We start from the raw sequence: 17,366 nt of genomic DNA on the forward strand, positions 1-17,366 counted from the left end.
ATGACGGCGGCAGGGATAAGTATGGCAGGAAAAGCAAAGGGGCGCGGTGAACCCGCGCCCGCAGAGGATTAAAGCAGCTGCGCCAACCGGTTAAGGTCTGACTGGATCGCTCCGGCGGTCACGTCGCGGCCGGCGCCCGGCCCGCGGATCACCAGCGGATTATCGCGATACCAGCGGCTTTCGATGGCGAACACGTTGTCGCACGGCAGCAACGAGGCCAGCGGATGCTCAGGACGCACCGCCTCCACGCCGACCCGCGCCTTGCCGTTGGCGTCGAAACGCGCCACGTGACGCAGCACCAGGCCCATTTCGCTGGCGGCCTCAAAGCGCTGCTGCATCTGCTGGTTCAGCGCCTCGCCGTTCTCGAAGAACTGATCGACGGAGCCCTGCTCGCAGCCCGCCGGCACCAGCGACTCGACCCGCACCTGGTTAGGTTCGATGTCGTAGCCCGCTTCGCGCGCCAGGATCACCAACTTGCGCATCACATCCTGGCCGGAGAGATCGACCCGCGGATCCGGTTCGGTCAGCCCCTGCTGCCAGGCCTGATCCACCAGCTCGGTGAACGGCACCGTGCCGTCATACTGCAGGAACAGCCAGGAAAGCGTGCCGGAGAAAATGCCGCTGATCGCCAAAATGCTGTCGCCGCTGTCGCGCAGATCGCGCACCGTGTGGTTGACCGGCAGACCGGCGCCGACGGTGGCGTTGTACAGCCAGTGGCGGCCGGTTTTGGCGAAGGCGTCGCGAATTTGGCGATAGGTATCGCTGCACGAGGCTCCCGCCAGCTTGTTGGCGCTGATCACGTGGAAACCGTAGCTGGCGAAATCCAGATACTGCCCGGCCAGCTCTTCGCTGGCGGTCACGTCGAGCACCACCAGATCGTCGAACGGGTGCGCGCGCATCCACAGGAACAGCGACTCTTCGTCGAGCGCCTGCGCCTCGTCCTCAAAGAACGCCAATGCGCGGCTGGCGTCCAGCCCTTCGTAGTTCAGCAGGCTGCGGCGGCTGTCCACCACCCCCGCCAGGATAAATTCGAAGCCGCTGCGCGCGGAAATATTGGTCTGCTCGCGGGCAAACAGCTCCAGCCAGCGCGACCCAATGTTGCCCTTGCCGAACAGCACCAGACCGATGCGCTTCTCGGCGCGGAATAAGCTTTGGTGCAGCCCCTGGATCAGCAGCGCGGTCGGCCCCTGACGCAATACCGCCACCAGGCTGATGCCATCTTCCGCCTGCCAGATAAACTCGACCGGCTGATCTTTCAGCTGCTGATAGAAACGGTGGCTGTGCAGCGGGTTCTTGCACACCCCGGCGCCGACCATCGCCACCAGCGCCAACCCTTCGCGCAGGTGCAGTTCACCCGGCAGCGCCGAGGCCTGCAGGATCGCCAGCGCGCTGTTGACCACCTCGGAGGTGTAGCACAGCTGCACCCGATTGCGATCAGGATGGATGCCCACCGCCAGCGGTTTGATCTGCGCGCGCTTGAGCACCAGATCCAACTCTTTCTGCGCCAGTTTGAAGTCATGCTGAGCGGCGACGTGCAGCTCAATCAGACACACGTCATCGTGGCTGGTGACAATCTTGGCGCCGGTGCCGGACGCCAATACGCGCTCGATGCGCGTCGAGCCCTGCTCCGGCTGGTAGCTGCAGCGCAGCTGAAGATCGATATCGCTGCCGGAGACCGGCTGCAGGGTGCGGGTATGCAACACCGGCGCCGCCAGGCGCGCCAGCTCGCTGGCTTCGTCCAGGCGCAGCAGCGGCAGCAGGCAGGCGTCTTTCACCTTGCGCGGGTCGGCGCTGTAAACCCCGGCCACGTCGCTCCAGATAGTGACGCGCGCCGCGCCGGCCAACGCGCCGACCTGAGTGGCGGAGTAGTCGCTGCCGTTACGCCCCAACAGCACGGTTTCCCCGGCGTCGTTGCGCGAAATGAAGCCGGTCACCACCAGGCGTTTGCCCGGATGTTGAGCCAACAATTGCTGCAGCAGCGGATAAGAACGGCCTTCATCCACCTGCGGCTGCGCGGCGCGCTCGGCGCGCAGGAAATCACGCGCATCCAGCCAGGCCGCCTGCATATCCAGGTGGTTGAGCACCGCCGCCATCAGGCGCGCCGACCAGATCTCGCCGTGCCCGACCACTTCGGCATAGCACACCTCGTCGACTTTGCCGTCCAGCAGCACCGCCAGACGTTCCAGATCCTGAATAAACTCGGCGATCAGCGGCTCGGCGCTTTCCGGCGGCAGCAGGCCGCTGATAAGATCGCTGTGATAACGACGCAACGTCTGCTGCACCTGGTGCGCAGACAGGCGATCGCTCTGGCTGAGCTTCAGCCAGTTGATCAACTGGTTGGTGGTACTGCCGGCGGCCGATACCACCATCATGTCGCCCGGCTGGCTGTATTCCGCCATAATCCCGGCCACACGCAGATAACACTTCACATCCGCCAGACTGCTGCCGCCAAACTTGTGCAGTTGACGCCCACTCACCGGCCCTGCTACAGCAATTGCATTCATGCTTACCTCGTTGCCGCCGCCTGGAAAGCGCGTTCCAGATCGGCAATCAAATCTTCACTGTCTTCAATACCCACGGAAATGCGCAGCAGGCTCTCGGAGATGCCGGCCGCTGCCCGCGCCTCCGCCGCCATGCCGGCGTGGGTCATGGTCGCTGCATGCGAGATCAGGCTTTCTACGCCGCCCAACGATTCTGCCAGAGTAAACAGCTCAAGGGCAGAGAGAAAACGGCGCAGCACCGCTTCATCGCCGTCCAGTTCAAAACTCAGCATCGCGCCGAAACCGCGCTGCTGCCGGCGGGCGATCTCATGCCCCGGATTCTCCGGCAGGGAGGGATGATACAGCTTTTTCACCAACGGTTGCTGCTGTAAATAGTCAACAATCGCTTCAGCGTTTTGCTGCGCCGCCTTGATGCGCGGCGACAGCGTGCGCATGCCGCGCAGCAAAAGATAGCTGTCAAACGCGCCGCCGGTCACGCCGATGTTGTTCGCCCACCAGGCCAGCTCGACCGCCAGCTCGGGATCTTTGGCGATCACCGCCCCGGCTACCACGTCCGAATGCCCGTTCAGGTATTTGGTGCACGAATGGACCACCAGATCGGCACCGAGTTCGATCGGCTGTTGCAGGGCCGGGCTGAGGAAGGTGTTGTCCACCACCGTCAACGCGCCCGCCGCGTGCGCGGCGGCGCAGATCGCCGCGATATCCACCACCCGCAGCAGCGGGTTGCTGGGGCTTTCGATCAACACCAGCTTCGGCTTTTGCGCCAGCGCCTGTTGCAGGGCGGCTTCATTACCCTGATCGACAAACAGCACGCGATAGGCACCGCGTTTGCTCAGGCTGTCGAACAACCGATAGCTGCCGCCGTAGCAGTCGTGCGGCGCCACCAGCAGATCGCCGGGCTTCAGCAGCACGGTGGTCACCAGATGGATCGCCGACATCCCGCTGCCGGTCATCACCGCGCCGGCGCCGCCTTCCAGCTCCGCCAACGCGCGTTGCACCACGTCGCGCGTCGGGTTGCCGCGGCGCGAGTAATCATGGGCTCGGGGTTGGTTGAAGTCGGTAAAGTTATAGGTGCTGGACAGATGAATCGGCGGGACAACGCAGCCGTACTGTTCGTCGTCGTTCAGGCCGCTGCGTACGGCAATCGTGGCTGGTTTACGCGTCATGGGCTCGCTCGGCTCTCGGTTCGGTGAATGAGGCCTAAAGAGTAATCGCAGGATTAATGGACGTCAATACATCTGGACATCTAAACTTCTCTGCGTATAGATTGAGCAATGGCACAATACCCGCTAAAATTATGCCGATATGACATGACGATAAGATGTTAAGCCGCAATGCCTGGCCGAGGCGGGGCATTCAGTGACCCTGGTCGCGTAAAATTGACATTTATTTAGTGAGAACAGTGAAGATCGGGCATAATTGGCCGGTTTTTAGAATTTTGTAATTTTTCTGACAAAGTTAAGGTGTCCCATGGCTGAGTGGAACGGCGAGTATGTCAGCCCTTACGCTGAACACGGTAAAAAAAGCGAGCAAGTCAAAAAGATCACGGTATCCATTCCGCTGAAGGTCCTGAAAATCCTCACCGACGAACGGACCCGTCGCCAGGTGAACAACCTGCGCCACGCCACCAACAGCGAACTGCTGTGCGAAGCGTTTCTGCATGCCTTTACCGGCCAGCCGCTGCCGAACGATGAAGACCTGCGCAAAGAGCGCAGCGATGAAATTCCGGAAGCCGCGAAAGTGTTGATGCGCGAACTGGGTGTCGATCCCGATACCTGGGAATATTGAGAACCGCCCGGCGAACGCCGGCGGCAGAAACGAAAAAAGGCGCCAAAGGCGCCTTTTTCATCGGACGATAAGAAATCTTATTTCTTAGCGCCTGGTACGCTGAAACGCTTGTTGAAGCGGTCAACGCGGCCACCGGTAGCAACGTCACGCTGCTTGCCAGTGTAGAACGGGTGGCATGCGCCACAAACGTCCAGGTTCAGATCGTGGCCCACGGTGGAGCGGATCTTCATCACGTTACCGCAAGAGCAGTTAGCAGTAACTTCTTCGTATTTTGGGTGGATACCTTGTTTCATGGGAAACCTCAGTTAAGGCCGTGTCGCTATCCAGCCCTGTTTCGCCAGACACCACACGTGGTTGATAATAGAATTTTGGTATCGAATTATACCAAAGGCGGCAAATTATACAGCATTAGCCGGGGCGCGCAATCGGAACCGTACATTTGCCGATGCGCCGTGTAAACTGATGCCCACTTTTTTCAATTTGGATGAGATCATGCCCGTCGTACACGTTGCCTTGCCGGTCCCCCTCGCCCGCACCTTCGACTATCTGCTGCCGCCCGGCATGCAGCCGGTGGCCGGCGCGCGCGTGGGCGTGCCCTGGGGCAGGCAGCATGCGATCGGCATCGTCACCGGCTGCAGCGACACCAGTGAACTGCCGCTGGACAAGCTCAAACCGATCGACAGCGTGATCGACGCCGAATCGCTGTTCTCCCCCAGCCTGTGGCGCATCCTGCGCTGGGCCAGCGATTACTATCACTACCCCATCGGCGAAGTGCTGTTCCATGCGCTGCCGATCCTGCTGCGGCAAGGCAAACCGGCCGAGGCCGCGCCGCTGTGGCAATGGTTCGCCACCGAAGAGGGGCGCGCCACCCCGCCCGAAAGCCTGAAACGCGCGCCGAAACAGCAGCAGGTGCTCGCGGCGCTGCTGCAACGCCCGGTCTATCGCCACCAGGTCAGCCAGCTTGAGCTGACGGAAAGCGCCCTGCAGGCGCTGCGCGCCAAAGGGCTGATCGATCTGCGCGCTCAGGTCGCGGATACGCACGACTGGCGCCCCAACTTTGCGGTGCTCGGCGAACGGCTGCGGCTGAACACCGAGCAGGCTACCGCCGTCGGGGCGATCAGAAGCGAGGATGAGCAGTTCGCCGCCTGGCTGTTGGCGGGAGTAACCGGCTCCGGCAAGACCGAAGTCTACCTCAGCGTGCTGGAAAACGTGCTGGCCAAAGGCCGACAGGCGTTGGTGCTGGTGCCGGAAATCGGCCTGACGCCGCAAACCATCGCCCGCTTTCGCGAGCGCTTCAACGCGCCGGTAGACGTGCTGCACTCCGGGCTGAACGACAGCGAGCGGCTGGCGGTTTGGCTGCGCGCGCGCAGCGGCGAAGCCGCCATCGTCATCGGCACCCGTTCGGCGCTGTTCACGCCGTTCCGTCAGCTGGGCGTAATCATCATCGACGAAGAGCATGACAGCTCTTATAAACAGCAGGAAGGCTGGCGCTACCACGCCCGCGATCTGGCGGTGTTCCGCGCCCGGGAAGAGGATATCCCGATGGTGATGGGCTCCGCGACCCCGGCATTGGAAACGCTGCACAACGTGCAGTTGGGTAAATATCGCCAGCTGAAGCTCACCCAGCGCGCAGGCAACGCCAAACCGGCGGCGCAGCACCTGATCGATCTGAAGGGGCTGCCGCTGAAGGTCGGCCTGTCGCAGCCGCTGCTGAAGAGCATGCAGCACCATTTAAAAGCCGGCAATCAGGTGATGCTGTTCCTCAACCGCCGCGGTTACGCTCCGGCGCTGCTGTGCCACGAGTGCGGCTGGATAGCCGAATGCCAGCGCTGCGATCACTATTACACCTTCCACCAGCACCAGCGCCAGTTGCGCTGCCACCACTGCGACAGCCAGCGGCCGGTGCCGCACCAGTGCCCACAGTGCGGCTCCACCCACCTGGTGTCGGTCGGCGTCGGCACCGAACAGCTGGAGCAGGAGCTGGCGCCGCTGTTCCCCGACACGCCGATCACCCGCATCGATCGCGACACCACCAGCCGTAAAGGGGCGCTGGAGCAGCACCTGGCGGATATTCATCGCGGCGAAGCGCGCATTCTGATCGGCACGCAGATGCTGGCCAAGGGCCACCATTTTCCCGACGTCACGCTGGTGGCGTTGCTGGACGTGGACGGCGCGCTGTTCTCCGCCGACTTCCGCTCCGCCGAGCGTTTCGCTCAGCTGTATACCCAGGTCTCCGGGCGGGCCGGCCGCGCGGGCAAACAGGGTGAAGTGCTGCTGCAAACCCACCATCCGGAGCACCCGCTGCTGCAGGTACTGCTGCAACAGGGTTACGACGCCTTCGCCAAACAGACGCTGGCGGAGCGCAACAGCGTGTTTCTGCCGCCTTACACCAGCCACATCATCGTGCGCGCCGAAGATCACGACAACCAGCAGGCCCCGCTGTTCCTGCAGCAGCTGCGCAACCTGCTGGAAGCCAGCCCGCTGAAGGACGATTCGCTGTGGGTGATGGGCCCGGTGCCGGCGCTGCAGTCCAAACGCGGCGGCCGTTTCCGCTGGCAGCTGCTGCTGCAGCACCCGACGCGGCGCGTCCTGCAACAGCTGATGAAAAGCTCGCTGCCGCTGATCGGCACCCTGCCGCAAACGCGCAAGGTGAAATGGACGCTGGATGTCGATCCGATCGACAGCTGATCCCGGAAAAGTCCGATTTAGCTGCCGCAGTGCAAACGTTTACCCTTGAAATTGCGAGCGAACGCTAAAAAACCTTCTCAGGTCACATTTTTTATGCAAATTAGGTAACAAAGGCGGGGCGTATTCTGTTTAGAATGTCTGCGAGGGCAAATTTTGTCGCCACATCGCAGCGCGACGGAGTGCCCGAACGCGAGTGGCGCTCAATGACAACAATTTCGCCACCACATGCCGGACATTGTGAGCAAACAGCAGTAGTGGCGTCGGCATGGGGCTGACGCAAGGAGAAAGGCGTTGGAACACAAGAAAGAGTTATCCATGGCGACCATGAAAGACGTCGCCGAAATGGCGGGCGTTTCAACGGCTACCGTATCGCGTGCGCTGATGAACCCGGAAAAGGTGTCAACGCCGACGCGCCAGAAAGTGGAACAGGCCGTCCTGGCCGTGGGTTATTCTCCTCATGCTCTGTCACGCAATATCAAGCGCAACGAATCCCGCACCATCCTGGTGATCGTGCCCGACATCTGCGATCCGTTTTTCGCCGATGTGATCCAGGGGATCGAACAGACCGCCGCCCAACAAGGCTATCTGGTGCTGATCGGCGACTGCGCGCAGCAAAACCAGCAGGAGCGCACCTTCGTCAATCTGATCATCACCAAACAGATCGACGGCATGCTGCTGCTGGGCTCCAACCTGCCGTTCGACGCCAGCAAGGAAGAGCAGCGCAACCTGCCGCCGATGGTGATGGCCAACGAGTTCGCTCCCGAGCTGGAACTGCCGACGGTGCACATCGACAACCTGACCGCCGCCTTTGAAGCCGTGCATTATTTGCATCAATTGGGCCACCGGCAGATCGCCTGCGTCGCCGGGCCGGAACAGATGCCGCTGAGCCATTATCGGCTGCAGGGTTACGTTCAAGCGCTACGTCGTAATGGCATTACCGTCGAAAGCAGCTATATTACCCGGGGTGATTTTACCTACGAAGCCGGCGCGCAAGCGCTGACGGCGCTGATGGCACAGCCGAAACCGCCGACGGCGGTGTTCTGCCACAGCGACGTCATGGCGATCGGCGTGCTGTCCCAGGCGAAGAAAATGGGGCTGCGGGTGCCGCAGGATCTGTCGATCGTCGGCTTTGACGACCTCAAGCTGGCGCAGTATTGCGATCCGCCGCTGACCACGGTGGCACAGCCGCGCTTCCAGATCGGCCAGCAGGCGATGTTGTTGCTGTTGGAGCAGTTGAACGGCCAGACGGTGGCCAGCGGCTCCCGGCTGTTGGACAGTGAATTGATTATCAGAGGCAGCACCGCTGCCCCGAAACGCTAGTCAAATATTTTAGGGTTCAGTAACATGACGGACTTATCCTTTCATCAGGACACAGCGGAATAATAGTGGCACAAAAAGACTATGTAAGCCGTGGGCGCGCAGCAGGAGCTAAGCGTAAAACCCCCAGCCGTAAAAAACGCAGTTCTCCGAAGGTTTCCAAAACCGTGCTGGCGTTAGCCGCCGCGTTGCTGGTTGTCTTTGTCGGTGGCCTCTATTTCATTACGCACAACAAGCCGGAAGACGCGCCGTTGTTGCCTGCGCACACCACGCGCCCCGGCAACGGCCTGCCGCCGAAGCCGGAAGAGCGCTGGCGCTACATCAAAGAACTGGAAAACCGGCAGATCGGCGTGCAAACCCCGACCGAACCGACGGCCGGCGGCGAGCTCAATTCCAAAACTCAGCTGACCGCCGAACAGCGGCAGCTGCTGGAACAGATGCAGGCCGACATGCAGCAGCGCCCGACGCAGCTGAACGAAGTGCCGTATAACGATCCGGGCCAGGCCAACGCGCGCAGCACTCGCCAGCAGCAGATGCAACAACAGCAAATGCAGCAGCAGCCGGTGCAGCAACAGCAGCAGGTCAGCCAGCCGCCGCGCAACCCGTTCAACAACGGGGCCACCACCGCGCCGGTGCAGCCGCACCCGCAGCCAAAACCGACTACCCAGCAACCGGTGCAGGTGAAACAGCCTGAGCCGAAGCCGCAACCGAAACCGGAGCCCAAACCGGAAGTGAAACAGGAAACGGCCAAGCAGGAAACCAAACCGGAATCAAAACAGAAGTGGATGGTGCAATGCGGTTCGTTCCGCGCCACCGATCAGGCTGAATCCGTGCGTGCGCGCCTGGCGTTCGAAGGCATCGAGAGCCGCATCACCGCCGGCGGCGGTTGGAATCGCGTGGTGCTCGGCCCGTACAGCAGCCGCGCCGCCGCGGACAAAACCCTTTCGCGCCTGAAGGGCGTCGGCATGTCGAGTTGCATTCCCCTCTCCGTTGGGGGTTGAAAAGCGTCAATCCCCCCCCATCTATACTCTCAATATGCCTCGTAGCGTCTGCGAAAGCAGGCGCTGCGGGGGCTTCTTTCCGTCTTTAACGAGGGTCTGCTCGTGACAACAATTGTAAGCGTACGCCGCAACGGCCAGGTCGTCATCGGTGGTGATGGCCAGGCAACCCTGGGTAATACGGTGATGAAGGGTAACGTCAAGAAAGTGCGTCGCCTGTATAACGACAAAGTGATCGCCGGTTTCGCCGGTGGCACCGCTGACGCCTTCACGCTGTTTGAACTGTTTGAACGCAAACTGGAAATGCATCAGGGCCACCTGGTGAAAGCCGCCGTCGAGCTGGCGAAAGACTGGCGCACCGACCGCATGCTGCGCAAGCTCGAAGCGTTGCTGGCGGTCGCCGATGAAAACGCTTCGCTGATCATCACCGGCAACGGCGATGTGGTGCAGCCGGAAAACGATCTGATCGCCATCGGCTCCGGCGGCCCTTACGCTCAGGCCGCAGCCCGCGCCATGTTGGAAAATACCGAGCTGAGCGCCCGCGACATCGTTGAGAAATCCCTCAACATCGCCGGCGACATCTGTATTTACACCAACCATTTCCACACCATTGAAGAATTGCCTTCCAAAGCGTAAGGATCGAATACCATGTCTGAAATGACCCCGCGCGAGATCGTCAGCGAACTGGACAGCTATATCATTGGCCAAAACAAGGCCAAACGCGCTGTCGCCATTGCCCTGCGCAACCGCTGGCGCCGGATGCAGCTCAACGAGATGCTGCGTCACGAAGTGACCCCGAAAAACATTCTGATGATCGGCCCGACCGGCGTCGGTAAAACCGAAATCGCCCGCCGTTTGGCGAAGCTGGCCAACGCGCCGTTCATCAAGGTTGAAGCCACCAAGTTCACCGAAGTGGGCTATGTGGGCAAAGAAGTGGACTCCATCATCCGCGATCTGACCGATGCCGCCATCAAAATGGTGCGCATGCAGTCGATCGAGAAAAACCGCACCCGTGCCGAAGAGTTGGCCGAAGAGCGCATTCTCGACGTGCTGATCCCGCCGGCCAAAAACAACTGGGGCCAGCCGGAAGAAGGCCAGGAGCCGTCCGCCGCCCGCCAGGCATTCCGCAAGAAACTGCGCGAAGGCCAGTTGGACGACAAAGAGATCGAAATCGATCTGGCCGCCGCGCCGATGGGCGTGGAAATCATGGCGCCTCCGGGCATGGAAGAGATGACCAACCAGCTGCAGTCGATGTTCCAGAACCTCGGCGGCCAGAAGCAAAAACCGCGCAAGCTGAAGATCAAAGAAGCCTTCAAGCTGCTGGTGGAAGAAGAAGCCGCCAAGCTGGTGAACCCGGAAGAGCTGAAAGAGCAGGCGATCGAAGCGGTTGAACAGCACGGCATCGTGTTTATCGACGAGATCGACAAAATCTGTAAGCGCGGCGGCCAAAGCTCCGGCCCGGACGTCTCGCGCGAAGGCGTACAGCGCGATCTGCTGCCGCTGGTGGAAGGCTGCACCGTGTCCACCAAGCACGGTATGGTGAAGACCGACCACATCCTGTTTATCGCTTCCGGCGCGTTCCAGACCGCCAATCCGTCGGATCTGATCCCGGAACTGCAGGGCCGTCTGCCGATCCGCGTTGAGCTGCAGGCGCTGACCACCGAAGACTTCGAGCGCATCCTGACCGAGCCGAGCGCGTCGCTGACCGAGCAGTACAAAGCGCTGATGGGCACCGAAGGCGTCAACATCGAGTTCACCGCCGACGGCATCCGCCGCATCGCCGAAGCCGCGTGGCAGGTCAACGAAAGCACCGAGAACATCGGCGCGCGTCGTCTGCACACCGTGCTTGAGCGTCTGATGGAAGATATTTCCTACGAGGCGAGTGAAATTAATGGCCAATCCATTACAATTGATGCGGATTACGTGCGCAGTCATCTGGATGAACTGGTGGCGGATGAAGATTTGAGTCGTTTTATCCTATAATCGCTCAATCATTGTCTTGTCAGTCATCTGTGTGGGAGGCATTGCCTCCCACAATTATTTCTAACGGACACCGCAACTTACTGACAGAAGCGAAACATGAGCTCATCGACCCCCACCACCCCGATCTCCGCCTGGCTGGAAAGTCTACGCCCCCGCACCCTGCCGTTGGCCTTTGCCTCCATCGTGGTCGGTTCGGCAATCGCCGCCTGGCACGGCAGCCTGAAACCTGAAGTGGCGCTGCTGGCGCTGTTGACCGCCGGCCTGCTGCAGATCCTCTCCAACCTGGCGAACGACTACGGCGATGCCGTCAAAGGCAGCGACAAAGAAGATCGCATCGGGCCATTGCGCGGCATGCAAAAAGGCATGATCACCCAGGCGCAGATGAAACGGGCGCTGGTGGTGACGGTGGTGCTGATCGCCCTCGCCGGCTGTTCGCTGATCGCCGTCGCCTGCGAGCAACCCAGCGACGTGGTGGGCTTCCTGGTGCTGGGCGGGCTGTCTATCGTGGCGGCCATCACCTATACCGTCGGCAACAAGCCCTACGGGTATTTGGGGCTGGGCGACATCTCGGTGCTGGTATTCTTCGGCTGGCTGAGCGTAGCCGGCACCTACTATCTGCAAACGCACACCTTCGACAGCGTCGTGATGCTGCCGGCCACCGCCTGCGGCCTGCTGGCGACGGCGGTGCTCAACATCAACAATCTGCGCGATATCGAGAGCGATCGCGAAAACGGCAAGAACACGCTGGCGGTGCGTCTCGGCCCGCACAAGGCGCGCATTTACCATGCCTTGCTGCTCGGCGGCGCGGTGCTTTGTTTCGCGCTGTTTACGCTGTTCAATCTCCACAGCCCGTGGGGCTGGCTGTTCGTGCTGGCGATCCCGCTGCTGGTGCGCCACGGCCTGCGCGTGCTGCGCGATCCGACGCCGGTCGGCATGCGGCCGATGCTGGAGCACATGGTCAAGGCGGCGTTGCTGGCCAACCTGCTGTTCGCCATCGGCGTGGCGCTCAGTTAAAAACTGATGATTTTGCCAACAGGGCGAATAAAGGGATATACTGAACATTCCAGCGGCAAACAGACGTAAAATCCTATGAAATACGATACTTCCGAACTTTGCGACATCTATCATGAAGAGGTGAACGTTGTTGAACCTCTGTTCTCCAATTTTGGCGGGCGTACTTCATTTGGCGGGCAGATCACCACGGTGAAATGCTTTGAGGATAACGGCCTGTTGTTCGATCTGCTTGAAGAAAACGGCCGCGGCCGCGTGCTGTTGGTCGACGGCGGCGGTTCGGTACGCCGGGCGCTGATCAACGCCGAACTGGCGCGCCTGGCCGCCCAGAACGAATGGGAAGGCATCGTGGTGTACGGCGCGGTGCGTCAGGTGGACGATCTGGAAGAGCTCGACATCGGCATTCAGGCGATGGCGGCGATCCCGGCGGGCGCGGTAAGCGAAGGCGTGGGGGAAAGCGATATCCGCGTCAACTTCGGTGGCGTCACCTTCTTCTCCGGCGATCACCTGTATGCCGACAATACCGGCATCATCCTCTCCGAAGACCCGCTCGATATCGAGTGATTTTCGGTCATGAAAAAGGGCGCCGCAGGCGCCCTTTTCGTTGCTGCCTGGCGTGAGGAATCAAACCTCTTCCATCTTGCCCAGCAGAGCGCGCAGGCGATCTTGCCAAACGTGCTGTTCTTCTTTCAGCTGTTGGTTTTCGCGCACCAGCGCTTCGTGGTTGCCGGAGGCAGCCTGAACTTCCTGCGACAGAGAGTTGTTTTTGTCTTTCAGCTCTTCAATTTCCATCTGCAACAAGGTGATGGTATCAATCGCCTGCTGTACTTTTGCTTCCAGTTTCTCAAATACTTCAAATGACATGCTTCAGTCCCCTCATGATAGCAAGGCGTACATCTATAAGTAGCGGCCGCAACGTCGGCTGCAGCTACTGCGAATATTGCATCGCGCTCAGTGACGCGCGCCGTTATGGAAGGCGCGCCAGTCTCGATTCGTTAAAAACGATTGTAAGTAGCCAGTCTCCGCCTGTCTAGCAACATACCGGATCATCGCGCAGTCTGTTGCAATTTTCCTGCCTCCGCCATCAGCAAAAACTGAAAATCCCCGCCGCCGCCGCCGCGAGTTGTTAACGCCCCTCGCCAAACCACTGGTCAGATCACACTTTTATGGCTCAGAAAGAACACTAAACGACGCGAAATCGCTCAATTTTATGACGAGCTACACACATTTTGATTTCGCTATTTCTCGTTTATGTTCGTTAACGATAAATTTACATCACGTCCTCATTCAATAATTGGACGAGATGAAAAAAACTGTGCCCATAGGTCAGATGTATACCTAACTGAGCCTATAAACCAACAACCGCCGTTTTGCAGGACAACAACATTATGAGCCAAACCACCAGTCCGACATTAAAAGGCCAGTGCATCGCCGAGTTCCTCGGCACGGCGCTGCTGATCTTCTTTGGCGTAGGCTGCGTTGCCGCGCTGAAACTGGCGGGCGCCAGCTTCGGCCAGTGGGAAATCAGCATCATTTGGGGCCTGGGCGTCGCCATGGCCATCTATCTGACCGCCGCCATTTCCGGCGCGCATCTCAACCCCGCGGTCACCCTCGCTCTGTGGCTGTTCGCCTGCTTCGACGGGCGCAAAGTGGTGCCTTACATCATTGCGCAGATCGCCGGTGCCTTCTGCGCCGCCGCCCTGGTCTATGGGCTGTACTACAACCTGTTCTTCGACTTCGAAGCGGCTCACCACATGGTGCGCGGCAGCAACGAAAGCCTCGAGCTGGCCGGCATCTTCTCGACTTACCCTAACGCGCATATCTCCGTCGGCCAGGCCTTCCTGGTAGAAATGGTGATCGCCGCCATTCTGATGTGCCTGATCCTGGCGCTGACCGACGACGGCAACGGCATCCCGCGCGGCCCGCTGGCGCCGCTGCTGATCGGTATTCTGATTGCCGTGATCGGCGCCTCCATGGGACCATTGACCGGCTTTGCGTTGAACCCGGCGCGTGACTTCGGGCCGAAACTGTTCGCCTACCTGGCCGGCTGGGGCAAAGTCGCCTTCACCGGCGCACGCGACATCCCGTACTTCCTGGTGCCGATCTTCGCCCCTATCGTCGGCTGTGGCCTGGGCGCTTTCGGTTACCGCGCGCTGATTGGCCGCCACCTGCCGTGCGACGTCTGCGTGACGGAAGAAGAGCCCGACGCCAAGACCCAGCAGCGCAAAGCATGATGGGTGCAGTTTTACACGGTTAACAACAGCAGGATAATTACCATGACTGTAGAAAAAAAATACATTGTCGCACTCGACCAAGGGACCACCAGCTCACGCGCCGTCGTGCTCGATCACGACGCCAACATCGTTGCGGTATCGCAGCGCGAATTCCCGCAGATCTATCCCAAGGCCGGCTGGGTTGAGCACGACCCGATGGAAATCTGGGCGTCGCAAAGTTCGACGCTGGTAGAAGTGCTGGCGAAAGCCGACATCAGTTCCGATCAGATCGCCGGCATCGGCATCACCAACCAGCGCGAAACCACCATCGTCTGGGAAAAAGAGACCGGCAAGCCGATTTACAACGCCATCGTCTGGCAGTGCCGCCGCACCGCCGACATCTGCGAGAAACTCAAGCGCGACGGCCTGGAAGAGTACATCCGTCACAATACCGGCCTGGTGGTTGACCCGTACTTCTCCGGCACCAAGGTGAAGTGGATTCTGGACAACGTCGAAGGCGCCCGCGAGCGCGCCAAGCGCGGCGAACTGCTGTTCGGCACCGTCGACACCTGGCTGGTGTGGAAAATGACCCAGGGGCGCGTACACGTTACCGATTACACCAACGCCTCACGCACCATGATGTTCAACATCCACGAGCTGGACTGGGATGAACGCATGCTGGAAGTGCTGGATATCCCGCGCGCCATGCTGCCGAAAGTCCGTCCTTCCTCCGAGGTGTACGGCCAGACCAACATCGGCGGTAAGGGCGGTACGCGTATTCCTATCGCCGGTATCGCCGGTGACCAGCAGGCGGCGCTGTACGGCCAGCTGTGCGTTCAACCGGGCATGGCGAAGAACACCTACGGCACCGGCTGCTTCCTGCTGATGAACACCGGCAAAGAAGCGGTGCGTTCGAAAAACGGCCTGCTGACCACCATCGCCTGCGGCCCGCGCGGCGAAGTGAACTATGCGCTGGAAGGCGCGGTGTTCATCGGCGGTGCGTCTATCCAGTGGCTGCGCGACGAGCTGAAACTGATCAGCGACGCCGCCGACTCCGAATACTTCGCCACCAAGGTGAAAGACAGCAACGGCGTCTATGTGGTGCCGGCCTTCACCGGCCTGGGCGCCCCTTACTGGGATCCGTACGCCCGCGGTGCCATCTTCGGCCTGACCCGTGGCGCCAACAGCAACCACATCATCCGCGCTACGCTGGAATCCATCGCTTTCCAGACCCGTGACGTGCTGGACGCCATGCAGGCCGACGCCAACACCCGCCTGCAATCGCTGCGCGTGGACGGCGGCGCGGTCGCCAACAACTTCCTGATGCAGTTCCAGTCCGATATTCTCGGCACTCGCGTAGAACGCCCTGAAGTGCGTGAATCGACGGCGCTGGGCGCCGCGTTCCTGGCGGGCCTGGCCATCGGCTACTGGAACGATCTGGACGAAGTGAAGAGCAAAGCGGTGATTGAACGCGAATTCCGCCCAAGCATCGAAACCACCGAACGCAACTACCGCTACGGCGGCTGGAAAAAAGCGGTGGCGCGCGCTCAGGCGTGGGAAGATCACGAGTAATCCCGAAGCTGCCGTTTCACCAACAAGCGCTGCCTGCGGGCGGCGCTTTTTTTTGCCCCGCCCCGCCGCCGCCGCGCTGTGATAGACTTTGCCGATATTTTCTTCCCTTTCTCACAGACAGGTTTGCCATGAAACGTGAATTAGCCATCGAATTTTCCCGCGTTACCGAAGCCGCCGCGCTGGCGGGCTACAAATGGCTGGGACGCGGCGACAAGAACGCCGCCGACGGCGCGGCGGTCCACGCCATGCGCATCATGCTTAACAACGTGGATATCGATGGGCGCATCGTGATCGGCGAAGGCGAGATCGACGAAGCGCCGATGCTGTATATCGGCGAACAGGTCGGTACCGGCCAGGGCGACGCGGTCGACATCGCGGTCGATCCGATCGAAGGCACCCGCATGACCGCCATGGGCCAGTCCAATGCGCTGGCGGTATTGGCGGTGGGCGATCGCGGCACCTTCCTGCACGCGCCGGACATGTACATGGAGAAGCTGGTGGTCGGCCCGGCGGCGCGCGGCGCCATCGATCTCAACCTGCCGCTGGCGGAGAATCTGCAGAACGTCGCCGCCCGGCTGGGCAAACCACTGTCGCAGCTGACGGTGATTGTCTTGGCCAAACCGCGCCACGACGGCGTCATCGCGCAGATGCAGCAGCTCGGCGTGCGGGTGTTCGCCATTCCTGACGGCGACGTGGCGGCCTCCATTCTCACCTGCATGCCGGAAAGCGAGGTCGATGTGATGTATGGCATCGGCGGCGCGCCGGAAGGAGTGATCTCAGCCGCGGTGATCCGCGCGCTGGACGGCGACATGCAGGCGCGTTTGCTGCCGCGCCATGAGGTGAAAGGCGACAGCGCCGAGAACCGCCGCATCGGCGAACAGGAGCTGGCGCGCTGCCGGGAGATGGGTATCGAAGCCGGTCAGGCGCTGCGTCTGGATCAGATGGCGCGCAACGACAACGTGATCTTCTCCGCCACCGGCATCACCAAGGGCGATCTGCTGGAGGGCATCAGCCGCCAGGGCAATATGGCCACGACCGAAACGTTGCTGATCCGCGGCAAGTCGCGCACCATCCGCCGCATCCGTTCAACCCACTATCTGGATCGTAAAGACCCGGCGCTGCACGAGTTTTTGCTGTAACGAAACAGGGCGCCGAATGGCGCCCTGATGATTGATGACAAACCTCATGACCTTGCCGAGTTGGCAGAGAGCAACGAATAGAAAACCAGGAAAATCAATAAATTGATTTTCGGCTGATAACCACAAAGGGGGAAAAATCACGCTTTTTCCCCCTTT

Annotated in this window: 15 protein-coding genes; 11 read left to right on the forward strand and 4 right to left on the reverse strand. The window is 60.7% G+C overall.

Features of this window, described 5'->3' with window-relative positions; translation table 11 throughout:
- Window positions 1–68: 68 nt before the first annotated feature.
- Both SSARUM2_RS23505 and metB read right to left on the reverse strand, forming a co-directional pair.
- A complete protein-coding gene (locus SSARUM2_RS23505) occupies window positions 69–2,504 on the reverse strand; it encodes a bifunctional aspartate kinase/homoserine dehydrogenase II (protein WP_033649894.1) in 2,436 nt (811 codons plus the stop codon).
- A gap of 2 nt (window positions 2,505–2,506) precedes the next feature.
- On the reverse strand, window positions 2,507–3,667 hold the full coding sequence (gene metB / locus SSARUM2_RS23510; protein ID WP_033645215.1) for a cystathionine gamma-synthase: 1,161 nt from the start codon (window positions 3,665–3,667) through the stop codon (window positions 2,507–2,509).
- 304 nt (window positions 3,668–3,971) lie between these two features.
- On the opposite strand from metB, the gene metJ reads away from it, so the two are divergent.
- Window positions 3,972–4,289, forward strand: coding sequence for a met regulon transcriptional regulator MetJ (gene metJ / locus SSARUM2_RS23515; protein WP_006317756.1), 318 nt, complete (start codon window positions 3,972–3,974; stop codon window positions 4,287–4,289).
- Between the two features lie 77 nt (window positions 4,290–4,366).
- On the opposite strand, the gene rpmE is transcribed toward metJ, so the two are convergent.
- Complete coding sequence (gene rpmE / locus SSARUM2_RS23520) at window positions 4,367–4,582, reverse strand: 50S ribosomal protein L31 (RefSeq protein ID WP_004931078.1); 216 nt, start codon at window positions 4,580–4,582, stop codon at window positions 4,367–4,369.
- A gap of 199 nt (window positions 4,583–4,781) precedes the next feature.
- On the opposite strand from rpmE, the gene priA reads away from it, so the two are divergent.
- The 7 genes from priA to rraA all read left to right on the forward strand — a co-directional run bounded on the left by priA (window position 4,782) and on the right by rraA (window position 12,850).
- Window positions 4,782–6,977: a primosomal protein N' gene (gene priA / locus SSARUM2_RS23525; protein WP_060446182.1), complete on the forward strand. Its 2,196-nt coding sequence runs from the start codon at window positions 4,782–4,784 to the stop codon at window positions 6,975–6,977.
- 291 nt (window positions 6,978–7,268) lie between these two features.
- Entirely contained in the window at window positions 7,269–8,297 is a 1,029-nt protein-coding gene (gene cytR / locus SSARUM2_RS23530) for a DNA-binding transcriptional regulator CytR (RefSeq protein WP_004931082.1), read from the forward strand.
- Window positions 8,298–8,362: 65 nt separating this feature from the next.
- A complete protein-coding gene (gene ftsN / locus SSARUM2_RS23535) occupies window positions 8,363–9,295 on the forward strand; it encodes a cell division protein FtsN (protein ID WP_041037508.1) in 933 nt (310 codons plus the stop codon).
- A 102-nt stretch (window positions 9,296–9,397) separates the two neighbouring features.
- The gene (hslV, locus tag SSARUM2_RS23540) at window positions 9,398–9,928 is read left to right on the forward strand and encodes an ATP-dependent protease subunit HslV (protein ID WP_033649891.1); all 531 of its coding nucleotides are present in this window, start codon (window positions 9,398–9,400) and stop codon (window positions 9,926–9,928) included.
- A 12-nt stretch (window positions 9,929–9,940) separates the two neighbouring features.
- Window positions 9,941–11,275, forward strand: a complete 1,335-nt coding sequence (gene hslU, locus SSARUM2_RS23545) for an HslU--HslV peptidase ATPase subunit (RefSeq protein ID WP_033636435.1) — start codon at window positions 9,941–9,943, stop codon at window positions 11,273–11,275.
- Between the two features lie 96 nt (window positions 11,276–11,371).
- Window positions 11,372–12,289, forward strand: coding sequence for a 1,4-dihydroxy-2-naphthoate polyprenyltransferase (locus SSARUM2_RS23550; RefSeq protein ID WP_033636436.1), 918 nt, complete (start codon window positions 11,372–11,374; stop codon window positions 12,287–12,289).
- Window positions 12,290–12,364: 75 nt separating this feature from the next.
- Window positions 12,365–12,850, forward strand: coding sequence for a ribonuclease E activity regulator RraA (rraA, locus tag SSARUM2_RS23555; protein ID WP_004931090.1), 486 nt, complete (start codon window positions 12,365–12,367; stop codon window positions 12,848–12,850).
- A gap of 60 nt (window positions 12,851–12,910) precedes the next feature.
- Here rraA and zapB read toward each other — a convergent pair whose 3' ends face one another.
- Window positions 12,911–13,150 (reverse strand): septal ring assembly protein ZapB, encoded by a 240-nt coding sequence (gene zapB, locus SSARUM2_RS23560; protein WP_004931092.1) that lies wholly within the window; start codon window positions 13,148–13,150, stop codon window positions 12,911–12,913.
- Window positions 13,151–13,674: 524 nt separating this feature from the next.
- Here zapB and SSARUM2_RS23565 point away from each other — a divergent pair.
- The 3 genes from SSARUM2_RS23565 (at window position 13,675) to glpX (ending at window position 17,210) form a co-directional block, all read left to right on the forward strand.
- Window positions 13,675–14,520, forward strand: coding sequence for an MIP/aquaporin family protein (locus SSARUM2_RS23565; RefSeq protein ID WP_004931095.1), 846 nt, complete (start codon window positions 13,675–13,677; stop codon window positions 14,518–14,520).
- A 42-nt stretch (window positions 14,521–14,562) separates the two neighbouring features.
- Window positions 14,563–16,071 (forward strand): glycerol kinase GlpK, encoded by a 1,509-nt coding sequence (glpK, locus tag SSARUM2_RS23570; protein WP_033649890.1) that lies wholly within the window; start codon window positions 14,563–14,565, stop codon window positions 16,069–16,071.
- Between the two features lie 128 nt (window positions 16,072–16,199).
- The gene (gene glpX, locus SSARUM2_RS23575) at window positions 16,200–17,210 is read left to right on the forward strand and encodes a class II fructose-bisphosphatase (protein ID WP_033636438.1); all 1,011 of its coding nucleotides are present in this window, start codon (window positions 16,200–16,202) and stop codon (window positions 17,208–17,210) included.
- The last annotated feature ends 156 nt before the right edge of the window (window positions 17,211–17,366 follow it).

This window comes from Serratia sp. K-E0102, assembly GCF_029962625.1.
GTDB lineage: Bacteria > Pseudomonadota > Gammaproteobacteria > Enterobacterales > Enterobacteriaceae > Serratia > Serratia sarumanii.